Origin of the sequence: Dactylosporangium sp. NPDC049742 (assembly GCF_040674675.1) — a bacterium.
Classification (GTDB): Bacteria; Actinomycetota; Actinomycetes; order Mycobacteriales; family Micromonosporaceae; genus Dactylosporangium; species Dactylosporangium maewongense.
Map to the genome: position 1 here is coordinate 1 of NZ_JBFANF010000099.1, position 22,561 is coordinate 22,561.

The window sequence follows — 22,561 nt, forward strand, 5'->3', positions numbered from 1 at the left end:
CCGCGCCTGGCCCCTCCCTGGCACCCTTCCCCGCGGCTCCCCCACTCCGTCATCGCGGGGGGGGGGGGGGGGGGGGGGGCCGCGGCCGGCCCGTCCTGCGCCACCGGGCCGGGAGGTCAGGACAGGCCGGTCGCCCAGGGGTAGCCCTTGAGGTACGGGTCGGGCTTGACGGGCTGGCCGGAGTTCCACACCTCGGTGATCAGGCCGTCGGCGCCGACCTTGCCGATCCGGGCCGTCTTGTAGATGTGCTGGGTGGCGCCGTCGACGGTCACCTTGCCTTCGGGGGCGTCGAACGTGATGCCGTCGGAGGCGGCCTTGACCTTCTCCACGTCGAAGGTGCCGGCCTTCTCGACCATGGCCTTCCACAGGTAGACCGAGGTGTACGCGGCCTCCATCGGGTCGGACGTCGGCTTGTCCGCCCCGTACTTGGCCTTGTACGCCTTGACGAACTTGTCGTTCGCGGCGCCCGTCGTGGTCTGGTAGTAGTTCCACGCGGTGAGCTGGCCGTCGAGGTACTGGGTGCCGATGCTCTTGACCTCCTCCTCGGCGATCGACACGGACACGACCGGCATCGACGCGGCGGTCAGGCCGGCCGACTTGTACTCCTTGAAGAAGGCCACGTTGCTGTCGCCGTTGAGCGTGTTGAACACCGCCGCGGCCTTGGACGCCTTGACCTTGTTGACGATCGTGCCGAACTCGGTGGAGCCGAGCGGAGCGTAGTCCTCGCCGAGGACGGTCATCCCGTTGGCCGCGGCGTACGCCTTGATGATCTTGTTGGCGGTACGCGGGAACACGTAGTCGCTGCCGACCAGGTAGATCGAGGTCTTGCCCTGCGACTTGAGGTAGTCCAGGCCGGGCACGATCTGCTGGTTGGTGGTGGCACCGGTGTAGAAGATGTACGGCGACTGCTCGAGCCCCTCGTACTGCACCGGGTAGAACAGCAGCGCCTTGTTCTTCTCGAAGACCGGCTTGACCGCCTTGCGGCTGGCCGAGGTCCAGCAGCCGAACACGGCGGCGACCTTGTCCTGCTTGATGAGCTTCTCGGCCTTCTCGGCGAAGGTGGGCCAGTCGGAGGCGCCGTCCTCGCTCACCGGCTGGATCTTCTTGCCGAGGACGCCGCCGGCGGCGTTGATCTCCTCGACGGCGAGCTTCAGCGAGTCGCGGACCGTGACCTCACTGATGGCCATGGTGCCGGACAGCGAGTTGAGCAGGCCCACCTTGACGGTGTCACCCGAGGTGTCGGCCGCCGCGCCGGGGCCGGCCGCGCTCTCGCCGGTCTTGCTGCCACATGCGGCGAGCGTCAATGCTGCCGCGAGCATCGCTGCACACGCCGCGACGCGGCGTCCGCGGAACCTGGACATGGAACCTCCTTGCTCCCCACAGGAGCACGAAATTCGGCATTCGGTGTTTGGCGCACGCATTCGTCGTGCCTGAACATCGGCGGCCGCGGCTCGTGGCGAGCGGCACTACGCGTCCAGGTGCTGGTGTGCGGTCAGCGTCATCGAGATTGATTTCTGCGACGTTTCCCAGCCCTTAATTCACCGTTTCTGCACGCTGCGTCGCACGGTTTGCGGACGTGAAAAAAATAGCCGGCCAATAGGCCGGCAGAATGGGACACGACGAAGGGCCCCCACCGCGGCGGACGGGCACGCGGGCGGGGGCAGTCCAACATCCGGAAGGTCCGCGACGTGCGGAGGTTCCCGAGATGCTTCACGCAGGAAGCATCTTCGAGGTCCGCGGCTCACGCTGTCAAGAGCGTCCTACAGCTGGGTCACCACGTCGAACTCGAGCCCGCGGGCCTCGGCCAGGTATATACGCTGGCGCATGTGCCGGGCCCGCATCCGCAGCAACCCGCGCGGCCCCTCGTAAGAAACCGTCCCGGCACTGGCGTCAATGGCCCGGACATCGAGTGACTGAGCCCGTTCGATCAGCGCCGCGAGCAGCAGCACCCCCTCGTAACAGGACTCGCCCAGGCTGCCCAGCGGCGGCGCGTCGACCCCGAACCGGCGCGCGTACTGTCCGTGGAAGTCCAGGTTCTCCGCGGTCACCAGCGACGCGAAGAACCCCGCGGTGCTGAACAGCCCGCGGGTCGCCGCCGCGCCGCTGCCGAGCAGCATGTTCTCATCCATCAGCGTGCTCAGCCGCAGGCACCGCTGGTCCAGGCCGTACCGGGCGAACGCCCGGTTGAACCGCACCGCGTCGTTGCCGACCAGCAGCATCAGGACCGCGTCGGCCTCGGCGTGCTCGATGCGGCGCAGCACGTCGGCGAAGTCGTGCGTGCCCAGCGGCACGTACGCCTCGCCGCAGATGCGTGCGCCGCACTGCACTGCGTACCGCCGCGCCGCCCGCGCGGTGCGCCTCGGCCAGACGTAGTCGTTGCCGACGACGAACCAGCGCCGCAGCCCGCGCTCCCGGGCGAGGGTCCGCATCGCCGGGTACAGCTGCTGGTCGGGCGTCTCGCTGGTCAGGAACACCCCGTCGGTGCGTTCGCCGCCCTCGTACAGCGCCGTGTAGACGTACGGCACCCGGCCCGCGATCCGCGGCGCCACCGCCTGGCGCACCGACGAGATGTGCCACCCGGTGACGCCGTGCACCGCCCCGACCGCCACCAGCGCCTCGACCTCGGCGGCCACCCGCTCCGGCGCGGCACCGCCGTCGACCGGCACCAGGCGCAGCTCGCGCCCCAGCACGCCGCCGGCCCGGTTGACCTCCTCGACCGCCAGCTCCGCGCACAGCTCACAGCTCGGCCCGAAGATCCCGGCCGGCCCCCGCATCGGCACGACCAGCGCCACGTCCAGCGTCTCGCCGCTCACGCGCAGCAGCTCGGAATGCCCGCGCGGCAACGGATCCGGCAGCACCGGACCGGGGACCAGCCGGTCAGACCGAGACATAGCGTCATGCTTCCCGGTGCCGCCCATGAACTCCAGAGCGTTCCCGCAGATGCGGCTGTTCTGTAGCATGACACTGCTCACCGGCCCTAGGAGTGGCATGACCATCTCGCGCACGCCTCAGCCACAGGACCTGATCCGGCTGCTGACGCGGGCCGAGCGGCTGCTGGGCCGGCGCCTGGCCACGGTCCTCGACGCCGAGGGCTGCACGCCGGAGGCCTGGCGGGTCATCACCCTGCTCTCCGACGGCGCCGGCCACCACATGACCGAGATCGCCGAGCACGCCTTCCTCCCGCCGGCCACGCTCACCAAGCTCCTCGACCACCTCGTCGAGGAGAACCTGGTGTACCGGCGGATCGACGAGATCGACCGGCGCCGCATCCGCGCCCACCTCACGCCCCGCGGCCGCCGGCTGCACCAGCGCGTCAGCCAGCGGGTCGACGCCAGCATGGCGGCGCTGCCCGCGGCCGCCGGCGACCACGACCTCCTGGAGGAGCTCCTGACCCGCCTCGTCGACTCCCTGGAAGGGCGTGCGGCCGCCGCGGCGCACCTGCCCGGCGCGTCCTGACAGGGCCTGAGGTTCAGGCGACGAGCAGGCGGAGGCCGAGCTCCGCGGCGTCGAGGTCGGCGAGCCCGGGGTTGCGTTCGGCCCACCGGCCCGAGGTGAGGTCGTCGTGGAGGCTGCCGACGGCCCGCCGCTCGGCGTGCTGCCCCACCCTGGTCCAGACCGACACCGCGCGGCGCACGTGCTCGTCGAGGTACGCCTCGGGCCGGCGCCAGTAGGCCTCGAAGAAGCCGTCGGCGCAGTCCCACGGGATCGGCACCGGCTCCGCGCGGCCCCCGATCGCGCGGGTCATGTCGGCCACGGAGGGCCAGCCGACGAGCAGCTCCGCGAACTCCGGCAGGTAGTCGCGGATGAGCCAGAACCGTTGCCGCCAGTCGGTGCCGTCGGCGTCGTACGTCAGCACCACCACGCGACGGGCCACCCGCCGCATCTCCCGCAGCCCGGCGACCGGGTCGGGCCAGTGGTGCACGGTGCTGACCGCCATCGCCGCGTCGAACGACTGGTCCTCGAAGGGCAGGCGCCCGGCGACGGCGGCCACGCACGGCGCCGCGCCCGCGGGACGCTGCGCCCGCATGACCGCCGACGGCTCCACCGCCGTGACGTCGCGGTCCGGCGGCTCGTAGGAGCCGGTGCCGGCACCGACGTTCAGGACCGTCCGCGCGTCGCCGAGCGCCTCCCAGATCCGGGCGGCGATGCGCGGCTCGGTGCGCCGGGTCGCCGGGTACGCGGACCCGATGGCGTCGTACAACCGCGCGCCGAACGCCTGCAGCTGCTCCTCCGGCGGTGTGCTGATCCCCATTGCCCGGGCCTCCAGTTCCTTGTCGATGGCCACCACCATGGCGGCGGCTCGGTCACGCTGGTCGAGCAGCAGCCCGCGCAGCCGGCGCAGGTGCGCGACCGCGTCGGTGGCCGGGTCGTCGACCAGGTCCGCGATCTCGCGCAGGCCGAAGCCCAGCCGCCGGTACGCCAACACCTCCCGCAACCGCACGACGTCGCCCGCCGAGTAGGTCCGGTGCCCCGCAGCGGTCCGTGCGGACGGCCGCACGAGGCCGATCTCGTCGTAGTGGTGCAGCGTCCGGACAGACACTCCGGCCAGCTCGGCCACCCGCCCGACGCTCAACTGCGCTTCCACGGCACCGACTATCCGCCATGACGCCGCGTGAGGGGCAAGCGCTCCGCGGCGATCGAATTGGTCCTCTCGACGAATGCGTCTCCGGCTCTCTGACATACACCGTTCGGCTTCTACGGTCAGTGCATGACAGCGCTGACCGATCCCCCGCCACGATTGCTCAGCCGGTCGCTGCTGCTGGTGTCCGCCGTCGACGTGCTCGGCCTGACCGCGTTCTACGCGCTGCTGCCGGTCGTCCCCGCGGCCGTCGCCGCGGCCGGTGCCGGCGGGGCCGCGGCCGGGCTGACCACCGGCGTGCTCATGGCCTCGACGGTGGCCGCGGAGCTGGTGCTGCCACGGGTGGTGGCCCGGTTCGGGTACCGCGCCGTGGTCGCCGCCGGGCTGCTGCTGCTCGGCCTGCCCGCGCTCGGCCTCACCGTCACCACCGCCTTCGGCGCGGTCCTCGGCGTGTGCGCGCTGCGCGGCATCGGCGCGGCGACGATCTTCGTGGCCTGCGGCGCCTGGTCGGCGCAGCTGCTCCCGCCGGGCCGCCGCGGCGAGGGGCTCGGCCTGGTCGGCTTCGTCTCCGGGGTGCCGGCCGTGGTCGGGATGCCCGCCGGGCTGTGGCTCGCCGCGCACGCGGGCTTTCCCACCGCGTACGCGACCGGCGCGGTCCTCGCCCTCGCCGCCCTGCTCGCGCTGCCGCTGCTGCCCGGCACGGACGGGGCGACCCGCCGCCCGCCCTCACTACCCGGCACAGACTGCCGCGCCGCTGGTGACCACGCCGGGGCCGCCCTGCCTTCACTGCCCGACCCAGACAGCCGCGCCGACGGCGACCACGCCGGGCCCTCCGCGCCCACACGGCCCGGCGCAGCCAACCGTGACGCGGACGGGACGACCCGCGGCCTGCCGTCTCCCGCCGCGGACGGGATGGTGCACGACCTGCCCTCGCCCGCCGCGGACGGGATGATGCGCGCCCTGCGCGAGCCGGTCCTGACCCGCCCGGCCATCGTCTTCGGCGGCGCCTGCACGCTCGCGGGCATCGTCGCGACGTTCCTGCCCGCGGCGCTGCCGCACGCCGGCTCCGGTGTCGTCGCGACGGCGCTGCTGCTGCAGGCGCTCACCGGCGCCGTCACCCGCTGGTGGGCGGGCAGGGTCGGCGACCGGCACGGCCCGCGGCGACTCCTGACGCCCGCGATGCTGGCCGCCACCGCCGGCTTCGCCGGGCTGGCCGTCACCGACCGTCCGGTGGCCGTCCTGGCCGCCGCCGTCGTCTTCGGCACGGGGTTCGGCGCCCTGCAGACCGCGAGCCTTGCCGTGATGCTGGACGCGGCGCCGCCCGAGCGGTTCGGCACCATCACCGCACTGTGGAGCGTCGCGTACGACGGGGGACTCGGCGTCGGCGCGGCCGGCTTCGGCCTGCTGGCCACCGCGACCGGCTACCCGGCCGGGTTCGCCGTCACCGCCGTGCTCGCCGCCACGACGCTCCTCGCCCTGCGCCGGGTCCGCTCGTCGTAGCGCCTCGGCGTCGCCGCCGCATCAGCGCTCCAGCAGCCAGGTGACGATCGCCCGGGTCGCGCCGGCGACGGCGCCGCGGACGGCGGCGAGGGTGAGCTTCTCGCGCCAGGAGGCGCGTGGTTCGGTGGACATCGATGGCTCCCGGTGGTCGGTGGTGTCCCGCGTTGACGGTTCCAAGGAACCGCCCCGGCGCGGGGTCCGGCACCGGGTGCGAACGAAGCCGAACCCCTCCCCTGGTCTCCGGTCCGGTGCCCGGGGCGTTCGCGGCGGGTGCGGCGGCGTTCTACGGTGGTCCGGCGGTGTCCGGCGGCGTCGCCGAACACCCCCGGGAGGGCGCCCAGATGACCGACGACCACGTTCCCGCCGCCGGCGACGGGGACCGGCCCGATCCCGCGTCGGTGCAGTCCCTCGCGGACTTCGCCCAGGCGTGCGACCGGTTGCGGGCCGGCCGCTCGTACGCCGACCTGCGCAGGGCGGCACGGCCGCGATCGCTGCCGGCCGCGACGGTGAGCGACCTGCTCAACGCCAGGTCCACGCCGACCCGCGACACCGTGGTCACCTTCCTGCTCGCGTGCGGCCTGCACGACGACGCGGCGCGGCGGCCGTGGCTGGCCGGGTGGGAGCGGGTGGCCACGGCCGGCCTGCCGCATCCGGCCGGCGCGGTCCGGGTCCGGCTGGCCCGGCCGCGGCTGCTCGGCGTCCATGCCGCGATCCAGGTCTCCGGCACCGCCCGGGAGCTTCCGCCGTACGTGCCGCGGGACGTCGACGCCGACCTGCGGGCCGCCCTCACGACCGCCGCCGCGGAGGGCGGGTTCGTGCTGCTCGTGGGTGGTTCGTCGGTCGGGAAGACCCGGGCCCTGCACGAGGCGGTCCACGCGACCCTGCCCGAGTGGTGGCTGCTGCACCCGGCCGACACCCGGGCGATCGCCGACCATGCCCAGGCCCCGACGCCACGGACGGTGCTGTGGCTGGACGAGCTGCAGCGCTACCTCAACCGTCCCGCCGCGCTGCCGGCCGGCACCCTGCGGCAGCTCGTCACCGCCGGCACGGTCGTGGTCGCGACGCTGTGGCCGGAGGAGTACACCGTCCGCACCGCCCGGACCCGCGCCGGTGAACAGGACCTGTACGCCAACGACCGTGAGCTGCTCGGCCTGGCCCGGCTCATCCAGGTGCCCGCGACGTTCAGCCGGGCCGAACGGCGCCACGGCGAGGCGCTCGCCGGCACCGACCCGCGCATCCGGATCGCCCTCGACACCACCGACGCCGGCTTCACCCAGGTCCTCGCCGCCGGTCCGGCCCTCATCCACCGCTGGGAACACGCCCCCGCCGCCGACTGCTACGGCAGGGCGGTCATCACCGCCGCGCTCGACGCCCGCCGCGTCGGCGCCCAGCAACCCGCTACCCGCGCCTACCTCGAGGCCGCCGCGCCCGCCTACCTCACCGCGGCCCAGCAGGCGACCGCCCCCGCCGACTGGCTCGACCGCGCCCTGACGTACGCCTCTGGCACGGTCCACGGCGCCGCCGCCTGCCTCACGCCCGTGCCCGCCGGTATGGGGGCGGTCGCCGGCTACCTGCCCGCCGACTACCTCCACCAGCACGCCCAGCGCACCCGCCGCACCGCCGCACTGCCCGACCTCGTGTGGAACGCGCTCCTCACCCACCGTGACCCGCGCGACAGTCTCGGCCTCGCCGGCAACGCCGAGCGCCGGGGCCGGCCGGAGCACGCCATCGCCTTCTACCGCGGTGCGCTGGCCACGGACGGGCTGCTCGCCGCCGTGCCGCTGGGCGCGGTGCTGATCGAGCACGGCGGCGCCGACGAAGGGCTGCAGATCCTGCGGGACCACGCCGCCGGCAACACGGTCGTCGCCCACTTCCTGGCCGACATGCTGGTCCACTGCGGTCGCGTCGACGAGGCCGTGCAGGTCCTGCGCGAGCTCGCCGACGGCGGCGACCGGTACGGGGTCCGACGCCTGACCGCCCTGCTGGCCGAGTACAGCCGCCTCGACGAGGCACTGCACGTGCTGCGCGACCACGCCGCCGGGGACCCGTTCGCCTATCAACAGCTCGCCGAGCTGCTGACCGAGCACGGCTGCCACGCCCAGGCGGCACGAGTCCTCTCCGAGCCCGGCGCGATCCGGTCTTTCACTGAGATGATCGACATGGCCGCCGAGTTCCACCGCGCCGTCGATGCATCGTTCGAGCTGCCGCCCGGCATCGCCGAAGCCTCGCACGCCCGCCAACTGGCCGCCGACCTTGCCGGGCAGGGCCGCCTCGAGGAGGCGCTGCAACTGCTCCTCGACCGCGCCGCCGCCGGCGACAACCAGGCCCTCCACCAGCTCGTCACCATGCTGGAGGGGCATGACCGGGTCGACGAGGCCCTCCAGGTGCTCCGCGACCACGTCGCCACCGGCGCGGCAGACGCCCGCTGGCTGGCCGGCATGCTGAAGTCGTGCGACCGCGTCGAGGAGGCGCTGGAGGTGCTCCGCGACCATGCCGCGGCCGGCGACGTGTACTGCCTCCAGCAGCTGGCCACCATGCTGGAGGAGCAGGACCGGATCGACGAGGCGGTGCAGGCCCTGCGCGAACACGCCACCGACGCGTCCGTCGGCCACCGGCTGACCAGCATGCTGGCCTGGCACGGCCGAACCGACGAGCTGCTGGACGAGGTCGCGGCCGGCACATCGGGCGCCGTCGAGGCCCTCCCGAGACTGCGACGGACGGACGAGCCGACCGCATACTGACAGCGACCTCAACACAGTTGCGTCAGGCGGTTGCCGCATCGACGATCTCATAGTCAAGTGCTCACCGCACGCAAGGCGGGGCACGGCATCCCATCAGCCGTCCCATCCCCTCGCAGCCGGCGGGCGCACGGTCTGCCGCAAGACCTCAACAGCGGTCGGATGAGGAGAGTGCGCTGCTACCGAGACCGCCCACTGCCGCTCCCCTCGAACTCGAGCGCGGCATCGGCAATCGCACCCCCGGCGCACGGCCGGCGAACGCCCCAAGCGCTGCGGCGACCGCAGCTGCCTCGATGTCGGTTCCCATCATCCCTCCTCGTCGGAGGTCGATGCGTCGTCAGGACGGTCAGCTGTTCGAGCGCGCACCAGCCGTACGCCGGTCGCAAGCAGCCACACGAGCCAGGCGGCGTAGCCGGGCATCCCCACGAAGAGGAGTCCTGAGCCGTCCGCGATCGCGAGGTTGGCCGCCCCGGCGGCGAGCAGCAGGCCTCCCCCGGCCACTGCGAGCAGACGCTGCCACGGCGGCGTCAGCCGGCTCGCATGCGCCGCCAGCGCAGCACCGATGAATGTGGTGCCGAGCGCCGGCAGCGCCAACGCGAAGGCCGCTGCATGCAATTGCCAGGCGAGCTCGAACTCCGGGCTCGGCTCGGCGAGCTCGCCGGCGGACAGCACGACACCGTTCCACAGGACGGCGTAGAGCGCAAAGACTGCCGAGAGGGTCGCGCCTGCAGCCACCGCGAGGCGCGACCAGTCTGCGCCCGCACGCCCGCGGCGCTCGACGAGCCCGTGGAGACCGGTCAGGAACCCGAGCAGCAGCGGCAGGTTCAGCGCCTCCAGGCCGACCGCGATCGCGACCGCGACCCGGTGCTCCGCGTGGAAGGCGAGCACCTCCTTGATCGGGTCCCCGTAGTCTGGCGCTCCGGCCCAGACCACCACCGCGTTCTGGATCGCCACCGACGCTGCCAACGCGATCGCCGTCGCGCCCACGACCCGCTCTCGGAGCGCTCGGGTCGGGGTAGGCCCCGTCGTTGCCGCTGCCGCGCTCACGGGCACGTGCAGGGATTCAGCGCGGTGGCGGGGTTATGCGGTGATCTCATCTCTCACTCCTTCGTTGCGGTCGGATGATCGGTGCAACACCACGGCATTCGTTGGCGCAGGAATGGTCGGAATGGTTTCGGAGTCTTCTTGGCTGTCCGTTCCGGTGATGTGGAACAGATTGCTGGAGCGTCCGGATACGCCGCTACGAGCCAAGGTCGATGGTGGTGGGCCGAAGGTCTACACCTCGGGATCGACTTTGGTCGGATGCCGTGGGGCCCGACCCGGCCGTATCCTTTGATCATGATGGCCCCGGCGGACCCGCCGGATCGGAGCCCGCTACCGGCGGGCGTGACCAGCGATGCTGACCACGATCCGGTACGCCCGGCCGGGCGCACGATCCGCGGCCGGGTGGTCGACGCCGCGTGTTTCCTGCTGGCCGTCGGCCTCATGGGGCTCGCCCTGGGCGACGGCCTCGCGCAGCACATCGCGCCGGTCCCGCTCACTGTCGACCTCGTCCTCGGCGGCCTGTGCAGTCTGGGGGTGTGGCTGCGCCGGCGCTGGCCGGTCGGCCTCGCCGTGGTCGCCGGTGTGGTCGGCATCTACGCGACGTCCGCCTCGGGCGCGGCGCTCATCGCGCTGTTCACCGTCGCGGTGCACCGGCGCTTCGCGGTGGTCGCCCCGATCGTGGCCGGGTACGCGCTCGTCCCGTTCCTGACGCTGCTGGTTCGGCCCGACGTCCCGGTCGGGTCCCCGTCGGACATCGTGCTGGGCGTCGTCTTCGCGGCCGCGGTACTCGCCTGGGGCATGTTTGTACGGGCCCGACGCCAGTCGCTGCGGGAGCGGGCTGGGCGGGTCGAGGCCGAACAGGAACTGCGCGTCGCCGAAGCCCGCCAGGGCGAACGCAACCGGATCGCCCGGGAGATGCACGACGTGCTCGCCCACCGCCTGTCCCTGCTGAGCCTGCACGCCGGGGCGCTGGAGCTACGCCCCGACGCCGCGCCCGAGGAGGTCGCCCGTGCCGCCGGGGTGGTCCGCGACAGCGCCTACCAGGCGCTGGAGGACCTTCGGGAGGTGATCGGCGTCCTCCGCACCGGTGTCGACCGGTCCGACGAGACGCCGGAACGGCCGCAGCCCACCCTGGCCGACCTCCCTGACCTCGTCGACCAATCGCGGCGCGCCGGGATGCGGGTACGGCTCGACTGGCAGCCCGACGCGCTTTCCGCCGTACCGGCTGGTGTGGGGCGCAGCGCGTACCGGATCGTGCAGGAAGGGCTGACCAACGCCCGCAAGCACGCCCCCGACGGCGAAGTGGCCGTCACCGTCCGGGCAACCCCGGGCGACGGCGTAACCGTCGAGATCCGCAACCCGTACCCGGCCGAGACCAGCCCTGCCGGCATCCCCGGCGCCGGCATCGGCCTCATCGGGCTCACCGAACGGGCCGCCCTCGCCGGCGGACGCCTCGAACACGGCCTCACCCCCGCCGGTGACTTCCGGCTCAGGGCCTGGCTACCGTGGCCTACCCTCTGATCGCGGTCGGAACCGGCCCCCGGCCCAGGTGAGCACGGACAAGGAGCCCAACGTGAACGCACCGGTGCGGGTCCTCATCGTCGACGACGACCCGCTCGTGCGGGCCGGCCTCACCATGGTCATCGGCGGCTCGCCGGACATCGCCGTGGTGGGCGAGGCCGGCGACGGAAGCGAAGTAGCCGCCGCCGTCGACGCATACGCCCCGGACGTGGTGCTGATGGACATCCGCATGCCCACCCTCGACGGCCTCGCCGCCACCGAACGACTCCGCGCCCGACCCGACCCACCCGAGGTCATCGTCCTGACCACCTTCGACGCTGACGAGTACGTCCTGCGCGCCCTGCGCGCCGGGGCCAGCGGCTTCCTGCTCAAACACACGCCACCCGCCGAGATCCTGCGCGCCATCGCGCGGGTTGCAGCCGGCGAACCCTTCCTGTCGCCGACCGTCACCCGACGGCTCATCGCCCACCTCAGCGACACCGGCGCCGCCGCCCGGCAACAGCACGCCACCACCGCGCTGCATCAGCTCAGCGAACGCGAACGCGAGGTCGCCATCGCCGTCGGGCGGGGCAAGTCCAACGCCGAGATCGCGGGCGAGCTGTTCATGAGCGTGGCCACCGTGAAAGCCCACATTTCGCGCATACTCGCCAAACTCGATCTCAACAACCGTACCCAGGTCGCCCTACTCGCCCACGACGCCGGCCTCACCGGCTGACACCGGAAACCTTCTGGCCCCCGCCCGCACCCGGCGTGGGCAGGCGAGCCGACCCGTTGGCCGGCGAGCCGGCCAACCCCTCACCGCCAGACAGCTCAGGCGGGGGCCATCGACCACTTGCTATTGCCCAACTTCCGCACATCGGCACGAGTGCGCGCTGGCCATGGTGGATCGCGGCGGCCGAGGTGCTACGAAGCGTGACGATCTTCGACTGGCCGCGGACGCCGGACGCGCTCTCGGCGCGGCATGAGCGGATGCGGCAGGTGCTGCACGAGGGCGCCTTCCATCCTGACCAGGGCCGTCGAAGCCGATCTCAGATGGTCTCCGGACGGTACGGCGGGTCGGGTTGCTCGTCAGTGCGGCGACGGGCGTACCAGGCGGTCGCACCGTAGAGGACGCCGCCGATGAGGAAGTAGAAGTCGATCGTGCGGGCGGACCACAGCGTGTACGCCGAGGGCGTGGCTGTGCCCAGCAACTGCTCGTACGTCAACCCGGACAGACCCGTCGGCGACCCGAACACCGTGCGCATCGCATCATCGACGAACGCAGCCACGGCACGCACGCTCAGCAGACCCGCGGCAACCCACGCCATGGTGATCAGAATCCATCGCGGGATGCGCCGGCCCCACCGCTGCACGAACGCCAGCGGTAGCACCGTACCGATCACGAACAGCGCCAGCACGACGGCCGCGAACACCCGCTGCCCAGCGGTCTGCGCCGACGGCAGCGGGTCGGCCTGGTCGCCGAAGCCGAACCGGCCGCCCAGTTCCCAGTACACATGCATAGCGTCGAACACGACGATCCACCCGAAAGTGATTGCCGCCGCCTGGCGTAGCCGCCCCGTAGCCATAGCCATCGATGCTACAAGCCGGCCACCCACCCGAGGCGCGTCACCAAGACCAGAGACCGGACTGCGGCAGATTTGCGCGGCCGTGACCACAGCGGCGCGAACGTGGGATCGTCTGTCAGAAACCTCGAAAGATGCCGTCCGCATCTGTTGATCTCGCGAATTCGAGGTAATCCATGTTCGCGAGTGACAGGTTGTTCTGGATCGACTGCACCTGCCGGGCCAAAGCCCTGAACGGCTCAGCATCGACCCATGCATTGAGGTTGATAACCAGGACGGGATGTCCGGATGTGGACGCGGCAATCGTGTCGACCACGAACAGAACCGGGTGCCGGTACCGGTGCGGGTAGTCGTGCGGGTACGAATTTGCGATCACCGCCTCGCTCAGGCCGTTCAGCGTCCGGTCCTCGACGAACTCCACGTCAGCGCCGAAGCCCTCCTCGGTCGGCTCTGCAATCTCGACCTTGACACGTTCCCAGACGACGTTTTCGCCGAAGTCTGCACGGACGACCGGAACGCTCGATGTCTTGGGCAGCTCAGCCACACAGACAGCCTATCCACCGACCGCGCCGCGCGGAGTACGAGCTCGTTTCGCCGACCCGCAGCTGATGGCTGGGTGATGATGGCAGCCACACATCACCGTGCGTCACGCGCGGCGATGAACACCGGTACGCGCTCGCCGCGGCAGATGTGCGCACGCGGGTCGATGCTCGGCGCGCTGGCTGTCTGCAGGGCGGAGTGAGGGTTGGCGCGTGGATTTTGCGGAGTTCGACATGCTGGCGAGCCGTTGCGGCAGAGGTCGGCCCGGGAGCAGGCCCGGCATGGTTTTGCACTGGTCAATGGGCTCGTCTCCACGCCTGAGGTGATCGCGCTCGTTGAGGGCCGGATGGGCATCGTCCTTCCGGACAAATACAAGGCGTTCATGACGCGATACGGCGGTGGCGTGTTCGGTTTCGTCGAGTTGTTCCCGCTCGTTGAGCCGGGCAAGCCGGCCAGGTACGGCGATGTCTGGTCGGAGAACGAGCGATGGTTCCCCGAGGGTGACTTCGTCGCCGTGGCGGCGGTGGGCACCGGCGACTACTGGGGGTTCCCGGTCACCGACGGGCGCTGTCACGAACAGGTCTGGTTCCATTTCCACGACCAGGACGATCACGAGCCGGTGGCCGCGGACTTCCTGGAGTTCATCGCCGAAGAAGGGCTGAAAAGTCCTGCCGATCGCGTCATGGAACGCCGCGCTTCTGACGATCGCCGTTCTTGATGATCAAGCGCGCAACGTTCGGCACGACCGGAGGCCCCAGCGCGCCGTGCCAATTGCCGTTGGCAACGACCCATTCCGGCACGATGCGCGCAGCGGCATGAGCGTGCATCTCCTACTTGGGGCCGTGCCAGAAGTCGCCGTCCCGGTCAACGGGCCGGTGCGTCAAGGTCTGCGCCCGTTCCAGCCACGTCTCAACGGACGCCCCGGTGTCATCCTCGGGTCTTGCAAGCCAGTCGGTTGATGCCTGCCGAACGGCATCGTGTGCGTCCGGGATCGGCGTCTTACCTGTCTCGAAGAGGTCCGCGAGTTCCGCCCAGGCCCCGTAGAGAGCGCCACCGTGCGGCAGCCAGTCCAACGCATCCAGGAGACGTCCCGGGATCTCGAGGGCGACCTCGTACGCATCCCAAGGCTGCACGGAATCGAGGATCGCCTGAGCGAGCGGGTCTATCTCGGTAGAGAGCAACTGAGACTCGCGTTCTTCGTCCCGGTCGGAGGCCACGGTTCATCTTCCCAGCGGGCCACGCGGCTCATCCGCTCATCGGCCGAGTCAGGAAGCGACGGCGTCGCCGGGGCGCGTCGCTGGCCGTGACGACCACGGTGCCGGCGCCGCGCGAGACCAGCGGCAGATGTGCGCACCTCATGGCGGCCACAGAGAGCACGTGACGAGCCTGCCGTCCTGGCGACGAATACCGCGGACTGGACCGATGGCGCGGGGTGGTTCATCGGGTGGTTTACAGTGACGACGGGTCAGGCACAGGCCGGACCTTGCCACGATCTCGTTTGTGCGAAGCAAGCGCCCTGTCTCGGCCTGTCTTGGCCTCGTCGTCGCCGCGTTCGTCGCCGGTGCCGGTGGCTGTACGAATGTCGCCGAGCCGGTCGCTGTCGAGCGGTCGGTGTCGCCATCCGCCGCGCCCCCAGCCCGCCCCACGACGCTCAGCGTCGTCGCAGCGGGGGACCTGTTCGTGCCGCCCGACCTGACCGCGCAGGCCGCCGCTGACGCACGCGCGGCAGGCAAGCCTGGCCACGACTTCACACAGATTCTCGCCGCGGTCGCCCCGACCATCCGGTCGGCCGATGTCGCGGTCTGTCATGTGGAACAGCCGCTCGCCCCACCAGAGGGACCGTTCACCGGATATCCGACCTTCAGCGCGCCCCCGCAGCTGGCCGACGCCGCGGCCCACGCCGGCTTCGACACCTGCTCCACCGCCTCGAACCACACACTGGACCACGGCGAGGAAGGCGTACGGCGCACACTGGACAACCTCGACCGGGTCGGACTGCACCACAGCGGATCGGCGCGCTCCGAGGCGGAAGCCGCCACGCCCAACGTCTTCAGCGTACGCGGCGTGAAGGTCGCGCAGCTGGCCTACACGTTCAGCTTCAACGGCATCAAACGGCCGCCGGACAAGCCGTGGATCGCCAACCCCATCGATGTCCCGAAGATTCTCCAGGAGGCGCACGCGGCCAAACAGGCCGGCGCGGAGATCGTCATCCTGTCCATGCACTGGGGGTGGACCGAATACCAGAACAAGCCGGACCCCGACCAGATCAACCAAGCCACGCGGCTGCTCGCCAGCCCTGACGTCGACCTGATCATCGGCATGCACGTCCACGTCGTGCAGCCGCTGGAGAAGATCGGCGACAAGTGGGTCGCGTACGGCTTGGGCAACCTCTTGTGCCGATTCTCCGACGGCGCGCCAGAGAACACCCAGGACTCGGTCGTGCCCCGGTTCACATTCACCGAAGTCACCCCCGGAACCTGGCGGGTCACCGACGTCGCGGTACACCCGATGTTCATGGCATACCACCCGCAGGCCCGCTTGGTCGACGTCGCGGCAGCGGCCAACGGCGCCGCGCCCGGCACTGGCTACGCCCGCGTCCTGCAGCGCATCTCCGGCTACGTGAACATGCGCGGCGCCGCGGCCGCAGGGCTCCGGATGGTGGGCCCGACCGGCCACTGAACCGCGAGACTCCCTCTGCCAGTGCAGTAGGCGGTTAGGCGCGCGCCTCGAATTCGGCCGACGTGGCCGGGGTCGTGTCGGTGCAACCGCTGCGCCCGCATACACATGCGTAGGGAAACGCCGGGAGGGTCGCTCCGATGTGCCGCTCGTGCGCCACGATCTGACGATGGATGACGTCGTTCTCATGGCGTCGTCGTGACGACAGTTCCCGCCCTGGCCGAAGCCGCGCGAATGACGCCGTGGCCGTGTTGACGGCTGCACGCACCGCTGCCAGTACACGATCCCAATCAACGTCGGTCGGAACCTCGACGACGGCACTCCCGGCATCCAAGGCTGCGGATCGAAGCCGTGCGCCGATCAACTGGTCACGCTCGACCAAGGCCTCGACCCGAAGGCGGGCAGCGTCCTCCCCTGCTACGAGCCGCTTCAATCTCGCCGTGCGCGTACGCTCGGCGGTGGTGATCAGCCAGATAGAGCCGATGGGTGACCACATTGCCTCCGCTCGCGGGTGGAGTTGCGGCCCCTCGACGAGCGTCGGTACCCCCGGAACCTGTGCCGCTCGGACATCGTCCATCACGGTGGGGAGTCTGAGTGCAGACGTGCGGTCGAACTCGTCCGCCGCGGCCACCGAGCCCAAGGCGAGCACGTCATCGAGTGCCGGCCCGAGGGGGCCGAGGCGTTCCAGGTGGTCGTAGGTGTAGGCGTCCACTGGGTGCAGCGCGAGGTCAAGCTCGCGGGCGACCTGGCGGACTGTCGTCGACTTCCCGGATCCCGGTGTGCCACCAACCCAGAACATCGGCGTGCTCGTCACCATGCACGCCATGCTGCCACGCGACCACCAGGCGCCGTCCGCGCATCAGCAAGGACGGGAAGCCACGACCTCGCGGAGCGGTCGCCGTCTGTAGCCCGCAATGGCGGGCCGCCGCGGACCAACCGCGGCTGACTACTTGTTGACTGGCGTTACGACCGCAGCCTGGCCAGGCTTGGTCGAGGTGACCGGTGGGATCGCTCGTTCGGCGGCTGCCCCCAGCGGTTCGGTGTGGCTCCGTCGGCCCAGTGCCGAAGCGCCGGGCAACCGCTCGGCGAGCCGAGCGGTGCTGTGTCAGGACGCCGGGACTTGCGCCGGTCTGCCACGATGCGCCGCATGTCCGAGGAACCGATCTTCGACCGGGACGCGGCGCGCCGCCTTGCCGGCGCCGGGCAGTGGGGCGGCCTGCGCCGGCTCCTGGCCGCCACGGTCGACACCGAGTTCGGGCCGGTGAACGCCCGGTGCCACGCGCACCAGACGCACGGCTCGATCGACGATTACCTCGACGAGGTCGAGCCCGCCCGCCGGCACGCCGACGAGCTGACCGACGCCGCCGTCTCCGCCGGTCGGCCGGCACCCGCTCTCCACGACGAGATCTGGTTCGGGCTGGTCACCGCGGGTCTGCGCGGCCGACGCTACGGCATCAGCGCCGACCTGCTCGAGCTGGCGGTGACCGAAGGCATCTGGACCTCGCGTCGGGCGCTCACGCAGCTGCACCGTGTCGGCCGGCTCGTCCCGGGGCACGGCAGGTCCATCCTTCAGCTGCTCCCGCACGTGCCGGAGGACGACCGCCGGCGGCTGATCGCCCTGGCGTCGGCCAGTACCGCGGCCGCCGAACACGACTACGCCCGGGTCTACGGATGGGTCGACCTGCTGCCGCATCTGACGCCCGAGGAGAGGCCCGCGACGACTGCGAGGATCCTGGACGAGCTCCGCGCCATGGACGAGTTCACGTTCCGGAACATGCTGCCCGTCGCCGCCCCGCACCTGTCGCACGATGAGCTGCGGCAGGCGTTGGTCGCCGCGGCCGATCATCACCCGGGGCTCTGGCGCGCGCTCGTGGCCGAGGTCGCGCCGCTGCTGTCCTGGGAGCAGGTGCTGCAAGCCATGGAGACGCTGCACACGCTGGAGTCCCCGGCATGGCGGGCCGAGGTCTTGGCCGCGTTTGTGCCGCGCCTGCCGGCCGACATGCGCGCCCGGGCCCTCGACGACATCCTGGACGCCGCCGCTGACTGTTACGAGGATTTCCGAGAGCAGCTGCTCGCCGACATCGCCGTGCACCTGTCGGCCGAGCAGCTCGATCGTGCCGCGGTCCTCGCCGCCGACAGCGCGTATCTGGTGTCCCGGGCGCGGATGTTGGCCGTGCTCGTCCCGCACGCGCCGGACCGGTGGCTGCCGCAACTGTTCTCCACCGCTCTGGAAACCGCCGACGAACAGGCGCGGGCGCATCTGCTGGCCGCACTGGTGCCGCGCCTGCCGGATGCTCCACGCCGCAAGGCCCTCGCCTCCGCGTCCGCGCTGGCCGGCCCGTGGGCGCGGGCGCAACTGCTGACAGCGCTCGTACCGCACCTGCCGGACGGCACCCGCGGCATCGTCATCGACCGTGCGCTGGCCGCGGCGGCCGCCGTCGGTGGCCCATGGCGGGGCACGGTGTTGCGGGCCCTGATCCCGTACCTGTCACCCGAGCGCCTCGACTCGTGGCTCGACACCGCGCTCGCCGAGATGGCAGCGAGCCCGGACGCCGTCGACCTTCAGCTGATCGCCGAGCATCTGGCGGACCGGCACTGGCCCTCCGTGTTCACCGCGGTGACGGCCGCCGGACACGACCGGAAGCGGCTGCTGCACGCCTTCGTCCCGCACCTGCCGGACGATCAGCTGGAATCGGCGCTGTCGCTCGCCACGACCATCCTTCGCGGGCACGAGCTGCAAGCGGTGATGACGGCGCTCGCTCCGCGACTGCCGCCCGAGCGTCGCGTCGCGGTGCTGCGCAAGTCCCTCGCCGACGCGACGGTCGTCATCGGCGACGCGAACGAGCGCGCGCCGGTGCTCGCCGCGCTCGTGCCCCACCTGCCGGCGGACCGGCTGCCGGACGTCCTCGCCGCCGGTGCCGCGCTCAGCGACCCGTCGCACCGGGCGGAGGTGCTGGTCGAGGTGGCCCTGCGCCTGCCCGCCGCGCTGCCGCAGGCCCTCGACGCCGTCTTGGCGGTCAAGTTCCCGGCTCGCCGGGCCGCGTTGCTGACCCTGCTCGCCCCGCACCTGCCCGCCGACCTGCTCCGACGGGCCGGGCCCGCCCCGCTCGCGCCGGCCGGGGACCGGGAGCATGACGTTGCCGTCGCGTTCGAGGAGGCGATCGCCGCCCAGCGCGCGTACGCGCTGCGCGACAACCTGCCGCCGCTGCTGCCGCAACTGTCCGCGGACCAGCTCGAGCGGGCCCACGCCACCGTCCTCGCGCTCGACTCCGCCGCCGATCGGGCAAGGATGCTCACGGCGCTGGTGCCGTGGTTGCCGGTGGACCGGCGCGCCGGCGCGCTCCGGGAGGCCCTCGACGCGGTCGGCGAGATCGTCGACACGCCCTGGCGGATACGCACCCTGGCCGGGTTGGCCCCGCTGCTGCCCGTCGCCGACCGCGATTCGCTCGTCGCCGACGCGCTGGCGTTGACCCTCAGCACCGCCGTCGCCGAACACTCGCGCCCACAGACACTGGTCGCGCTCGGCCCGGTGCTGTCCGAAGCACAGCTCGACCGGGCGATGGCCGCCGCCGTCGCGTTCGACGACGGCAACCGTCGGCGGCAGGCCATGGATGGCCTCGCGTCGCACCTGCCGCCACCGCTCGTCACCCGGTACGCCGGCGTGGCCGCGCGGGACACCTTCACCATGACGGCGATGGCGCGACGGGCATCGGCGATCGTGACGGCCGAACCGGGCCAGGCGCACGTGGCGCTCGCGGTGCTGCGAGCCGGGCTCGCCGCGTCGGAGCGCCGCATCGCGTACGCGGCCCTCGCCGAGCTCACCGGGTTCGTGGCGGCGGTCACGGACGGCGACCTCGGACCCACTCTCGACGCGGTGCTGCAAACGGCCGCGTGGTGGCGCTGACACGGCCCGAATCCGGGTGAGGCCGCATGATCGTCCCGATACTGCGGTGGCCAACTGCTCAGGCATTGCGTCCATTCGGCTGCGCACCCTCCGCTGACGGCGGCAGGGTTCAGCGGCATCTTCGTGACGTAACTCTGTTCCGCAGCCCTGGCCCCTTCGCCGGGCGGTATCTCCATGCCGCCCGGCTCCACGACGAGCTGGAACCAGATCATGAACAAGCGGGTACGTACTTCATTCATCGAACCGACCGCGGCGACCAACCTCGCCTGGGGCGATGAACTGCCGGCCAGGAGCCGGGTGCATGTCCGCGCCGACGGTGTCCGGGTCATGCTGGGCGGCCCGGGTCGTGCTGTCCGACGTCACCGTGACCGTGTCGGTCGGCTCCCGGCTGGCAATCGTCGGCGAGAACGGGCGCGGCAAGACGACGCTGCTGCACGTCGTGGCAGGCATGACGGTGCCGGATCACGGCGCGGTACACCGAACGGCACGATCGGGGTGGCCCGGCAGGCACTAGAGTTCGGCCGAGGTGCCACGGTCGGCGCCCTGGTCGCGGGCGCGATGCAGGCGTCGCACCACGCTCTGCGCGCCCTCGACGAGGCCATGGCCGAGGGCCGCGGCGGCGCCAACGCGGCCCCCGCCGTCGTGGCGGCAGTGTCGTCGAAGCGCGCATCACCGCCATGATCGGATGCACTGACATCGGCACGAGTGTGCACAGCTGCACGGTTCGACGCGCACCGGCGCTCACCACGAAGCGTGACGACCTTCAAGCCCGCCGACGCGCGAGAACTGCGGATCCGGATGTCGCTCCAGCGCGCTGCCCAGGCGCGTGACAGCGCTCGTTCAAGTGATGACCTTGTGAAGGTGCTGGGCGGGCCGTCGCGTGATCTGGGCGTGGGCTGGCAGGCTGACGCCGTGGGTCATGCAACGGTAGGAGCGGTCGGCGACCGAGTGCGCGAAGGTCGAGCACCCAACCGGACCCCGTTGATAGCACTGGTCTGTATGGTGCTGTGCGCGCTTGCCAGCGCCTGCGGCAGCCCGATGGGGTCACAGGACCGCGCGACGGCTGTCGGTTACCTGCCGGACGGGCGGGTCCTCATGGCAGCTGCAGCGTATGAGCGGCCGGCCAGTCTCTGGGTGGCGCAACCAGGTAAGGACCCTCGCCCGCTGCCGTTCGATTACTGTGCCCCGATCATGGTCCTGTCGATCTTCTCGATGTCGGCCGAACGCATCGGGCTCACCGTGTGGTGCCACGAGTCGCCGGAGTTCCGGCTCGTCGCCCTGGATTTGCCGACGGGACTGGTCACACCGTTGACCACTGCGCCGCGGATCGATGCCGGCGTCTGGCTGCCACGGTCAGGCATCGGCATCGTGCAGTACCGCACCAACCGCACCAGCAACGACGACCGATGCCCCGGCGTCGGAGAGGTGGACACCGACGGGGTCATCCGCCCCCTGCACCTGACCGTGCTCCAGCCGACCACCTCGGTGCCGCTGGCAACGACCCTGCCCCCGCCCGACGCGACCGACTGCACTGCTCATACCCTCGCCCGAGCTCCCGCCGTGTCCGCGAACGAGCGCTACACCGCGTTTTTCCTGCACCCGTGTCCCGACCAATGCGCCGGCACCGAACAGGAGTGGCAACGCGAATGGTTCGTGGTCGTCCATGACCGGATCACCGGGCACAGCGCAGCATCGCCCCACCCGTTCCGCCGCCCTTACGACCTGGCAGTCGCTGACGACGGCGCGCTGGTGATCAGCGCCCGTTACGGCGACACGACGGGCCTCTGGTACTGCCAGCCGCAGGGCTGCACCAGACCGAGAAGTCTCGCTGAAGGAGTCTTCTTCTCGCCCGGCTTCCGCCGCGACAACGCGTATCTGATCGCGGTGGAGAACGGTGAAATTGAGCCAACCGTGATCAAGCTTCACTGACCACTCGCCGGCTGCGCGGCGAATCGGCCAGCCCGGTGTCAGCGGGGAGCAGGTCTCGCGCTGCCAGGAAGTCTCGGAGTTCGGCGTCCTGCTGTTCGGTCAGCGGAACCCGCGGCAGGTCGAAGATGCCGAAGTTCCGCACTCCGAACACATATGCCTCAGGCGTGACCCAAACGGTTTGCACAAGCGGCCAGCGGAACGTCACGGCTGACAGGTCGGTGCTGGCATGCAGCGCTTCGTCATCAACCCGGTACTGGCGTGGCAGCGACAAGAACTCCGGTACGTTCATGAGCGCGGCATAGCTGCGCCATGCCCGCCACAGCGCGTATCCCGTTGGGACGGCGAAGAACCCGATCACCGTGGGGACGTCGGAGAGCCAGCTCCAGGCGACATCGTCAACGAAACCGACGACCGCATACCCGAGCAGCACGAGCACACCAGCGGTGAGCACCCCCGGCAGCGCGGCATGCCTGGCCTTCGGGGCCGCGTACGTCCGGAAATACCTCTGCGGCCGGGCGAAGGTGAACTCGATATGCACGCGGCGATAGTACGGCGCCGAACCGTTGCA

General features: G+C 71.4%; 19 protein-coding genes. 10 read left to right on the top strand and 9 right to left on the bottom strand.

Going from position 1 to position 22,561, the window contains the following annotated elements; genetic code table 11:
• Positions 1-116: 116 nt before the first annotated feature.
• Positions 117-1,361: an urea ABC transporter substrate-binding protein gene (gene urtA, locus AB0J72_RS55100; RefSeq protein WP_360566668.1), complete on the bottom strand. Its 1,245-nt coding sequence runs from the start codon at positions 1,359-1,361 to the stop codon at positions 117-119.
• A 399-nt stretch (positions 1,362-1,760) separates the two neighbouring features.
• Positions 1,761-2,891, bottom strand: a complete 1,131-nt coding sequence (locus tag AB0J72_RS55105; protein WP_363416083.1) for a substrate-binding domain-containing protein — start codon at positions 2,889-2,891, stop codon at positions 1,761-1,763.
• 97 nt (positions 2,892-2,988) lie between these two features.
• Between AB0J72_RS55105 and AB0J72_RS55110 the strand changes: the two genes are divergently transcribed.
• Positions 2,989-3,456 (top strand): MarR family transcriptional regulator, encoded by a 468-nt coding sequence (locus AB0J72_RS55110; protein WP_363416086.1) that lies wholly within the window; start codon positions 2,989-2,991, stop codon positions 3,454-3,456.
• Positions 3,457-3,469: 13 nt separating this feature from the next.
• On the opposite strand, the gene AB0J72_RS55115 is transcribed toward AB0J72_RS55110, so the two are convergent.
• Entirely contained in the window at positions 3,470-4,585 is a 1,116-nt protein-coding gene (locus AB0J72_RS55115) for a MerR family transcriptional regulator (RefSeq protein WP_363416089.1), read from the bottom strand.
• Between the two features lie 123 nt (positions 4,586-4,708).
• Between AB0J72_RS55115 and AB0J72_RS55120 the strand changes: the two genes are divergently transcribed.
• Both AB0J72_RS55120 and AB0J72_RS55125 read left to right on the top strand, forming a co-directional pair.
• Positions 4,709-6,079 carry an MFS transporter gene (locus AB0J72_RS55120; RefSeq protein WP_363416092.1) on the top strand — a complete coding sequence of 457 codons (1,371 nt, stop codon included), beginning with the start codon at positions 4,709-4,711 and terminating at the stop codon, positions 6,077-6,079.
• Between the two features lie 248 nt (positions 6,080-6,327).
• On the top strand, positions 6,328-8,820 hold the full coding sequence (locus tag AB0J72_RS55125; protein WP_363416095.1) for a hypothetical protein: 2,493 nt from the start codon (positions 6,328-6,330) through the stop codon (positions 8,818-8,820).
• Positions 8,821-9,123: 303 nt separating this feature from the next.
• Here AB0J72_RS55125 and AB0J72_RS55130 read toward each other — a convergent pair whose 3' ends face one another.
• Positions 9,124-9,804 carry a hypothetical protein gene (locus AB0J72_RS55130; RefSeq protein ID WP_363416098.1) on the bottom strand — a complete coding sequence of 227 codons (681 nt, stop codon included), beginning with the start codon at positions 9,802-9,804 and terminating at the stop codon, positions 9,124-9,126.
• 351 nt (positions 9,805-10,155) lie between these two features.
• Here AB0J72_RS55130 and AB0J72_RS55135 point away from each other — a divergent pair, with 351 nt between their 5' ends.
• The gene (locus AB0J72_RS55135; protein WP_363416101.1) at positions 10,156-11,382 is read left to right on the top strand and encodes a histidine kinase; all 1,227 of its coding nucleotides are present in this window, start codon (positions 10,156-10,158) and stop codon (positions 11,380-11,382) included.
• Positions 11,339-12,097 (top strand): response regulator transcription factor, encoded by a 759-nt coding sequence (locus AB0J72_RS55140; RefSeq protein ID WP_363416104.1) that lies wholly within the window; start codon positions 11,339-11,341, stop codon positions 12,095-12,097. The genes AB0J72_RS55135 and AB0J72_RS55140 overlap by 44 nt, the downstream gene beginning before the upstream one ends.
• 313 nt (positions 12,098-12,410) lie before the next feature.
• Here AB0J72_RS55140 and AB0J72_RS55145 read toward each other — a convergent pair whose 3' ends face one another.
• Positions 12,411-13,091, bottom strand: coding sequence for a DUF3995 domain-containing protein (locus tag AB0J72_RS55145; protein WP_363416107.1), 681 nt, complete (start codon positions 13,089-13,091; stop codon positions 12,411-12,413).
• The gene (locus AB0J72_RS55150) at positions 13,063-13,488 is read right to left on the bottom strand and encodes a hypothetical protein (protein WP_363416110.1); all 426 of its coding nucleotides are present in this window, start codon (positions 13,486-13,488) and stop codon (positions 13,063-13,065) included. Before AB0J72_RS55150 ends, AB0J72_RS55145 begins: the two co-directional genes overlap by 29 nt.
• Positions 13,489-13,731: 243 nt before the next feature.
• Between AB0J72_RS55150 and AB0J72_RS55155 the strand changes: the two genes are divergently transcribed.
• Complete coding sequence (locus AB0J72_RS55155; RefSeq protein WP_363416113.1) at positions 13,732-14,202, top strand: SMI1/KNR4 family protein; 471 nt, start codon at positions 13,732-13,734, stop codon at positions 14,200-14,202.
• Between the two features lie 112 nt (positions 14,203-14,314).
• Here AB0J72_RS55155 and AB0J72_RS55160 read toward each other — a convergent pair whose 3' ends face one another.
• Positions 14,315-14,701, bottom strand: coding sequence for a hypothetical protein (locus AB0J72_RS55160; RefSeq protein ID WP_363416116.1), 387 nt, complete (start codon positions 14,699-14,701; stop codon positions 14,315-14,317).
• A 394-nt stretch (positions 14,702-15,095) separates the two neighbouring features.
• Here AB0J72_RS55160 and AB0J72_RS55165 point away from each other — a divergent pair, with 394 nt between their 5' ends.
• Positions 15,096-16,163 carry a CapA family protein gene (locus AB0J72_RS55165; protein WP_363416159.1) on the top strand — a complete coding sequence of 356 codons (1,068 nt, stop codon included), beginning with the start codon at positions 15,096-15,098 and terminating at the stop codon, positions 16,161-16,163.
• Between the two features lie 34 nt (positions 16,164-16,197).
• On the opposite strand, the gene AB0J72_RS55170 is transcribed toward AB0J72_RS55165, so the two are convergent.
• Positions 16,198-16,977 (bottom strand): hypothetical protein, encoded by a 780-nt coding sequence (locus tag AB0J72_RS55170; protein ID WP_363416119.1) that lies wholly within the window; start codon positions 16,975-16,977, stop codon positions 16,198-16,200.
• Between the two features lie 330 nt (positions 16,978-17,307).
• On the opposite strand from AB0J72_RS55170, the gene AB0J72_RS55175 reads away from it, so the two are divergent.
• The 3 genes from AB0J72_RS55175 to AB0J72_RS55185 all read left to right on the top strand — a co-directional run bounded on the left by AB0J72_RS55175 (position 17,308) and on the right by AB0J72_RS55185 (position 21,993).
• Entirely contained in the window at positions 17,308-20,064 is a 2,757-nt protein-coding gene (locus AB0J72_RS55175) for a hypothetical protein (protein WP_363416122.1), read from the top strand.
• Positions 20,065-20,365: 301 nt separating this feature from the next.
• Positions 20,366-20,578, top strand: a complete 213-nt coding sequence (locus AB0J72_RS55180; RefSeq protein ID WP_344509957.1) for an ATP-binding cassette domain-containing protein — start codon at positions 20,366-20,368, stop codon at positions 20,576-20,578.
• Between the two features lie 239 nt (positions 20,579-20,817).
• Positions 20,818-21,993, top strand: a complete 1,176-nt coding sequence (locus AB0J72_RS55185) for a hypothetical protein (RefSeq protein ID WP_363416126.1) — start codon at positions 20,818-20,820, stop codon at positions 21,991-21,993.
• Here the strand turns inward: AB0J72_RS55185 and AB0J72_RS55190 are convergent.
• On the bottom strand, positions 21,980-22,531 hold the full coding sequence (locus tag AB0J72_RS55190; protein WP_363416129.1) for a YcxB family protein: 552 nt from the start codon (positions 22,529-22,531) through the stop codon (positions 21,980-21,982). The two genes, AB0J72_RS55185 and AB0J72_RS55190, sit on opposite strands and share 14 nt — an antisense overlap.
• Positions 22,532-22,561: the final 30 nt, after the last annotated feature.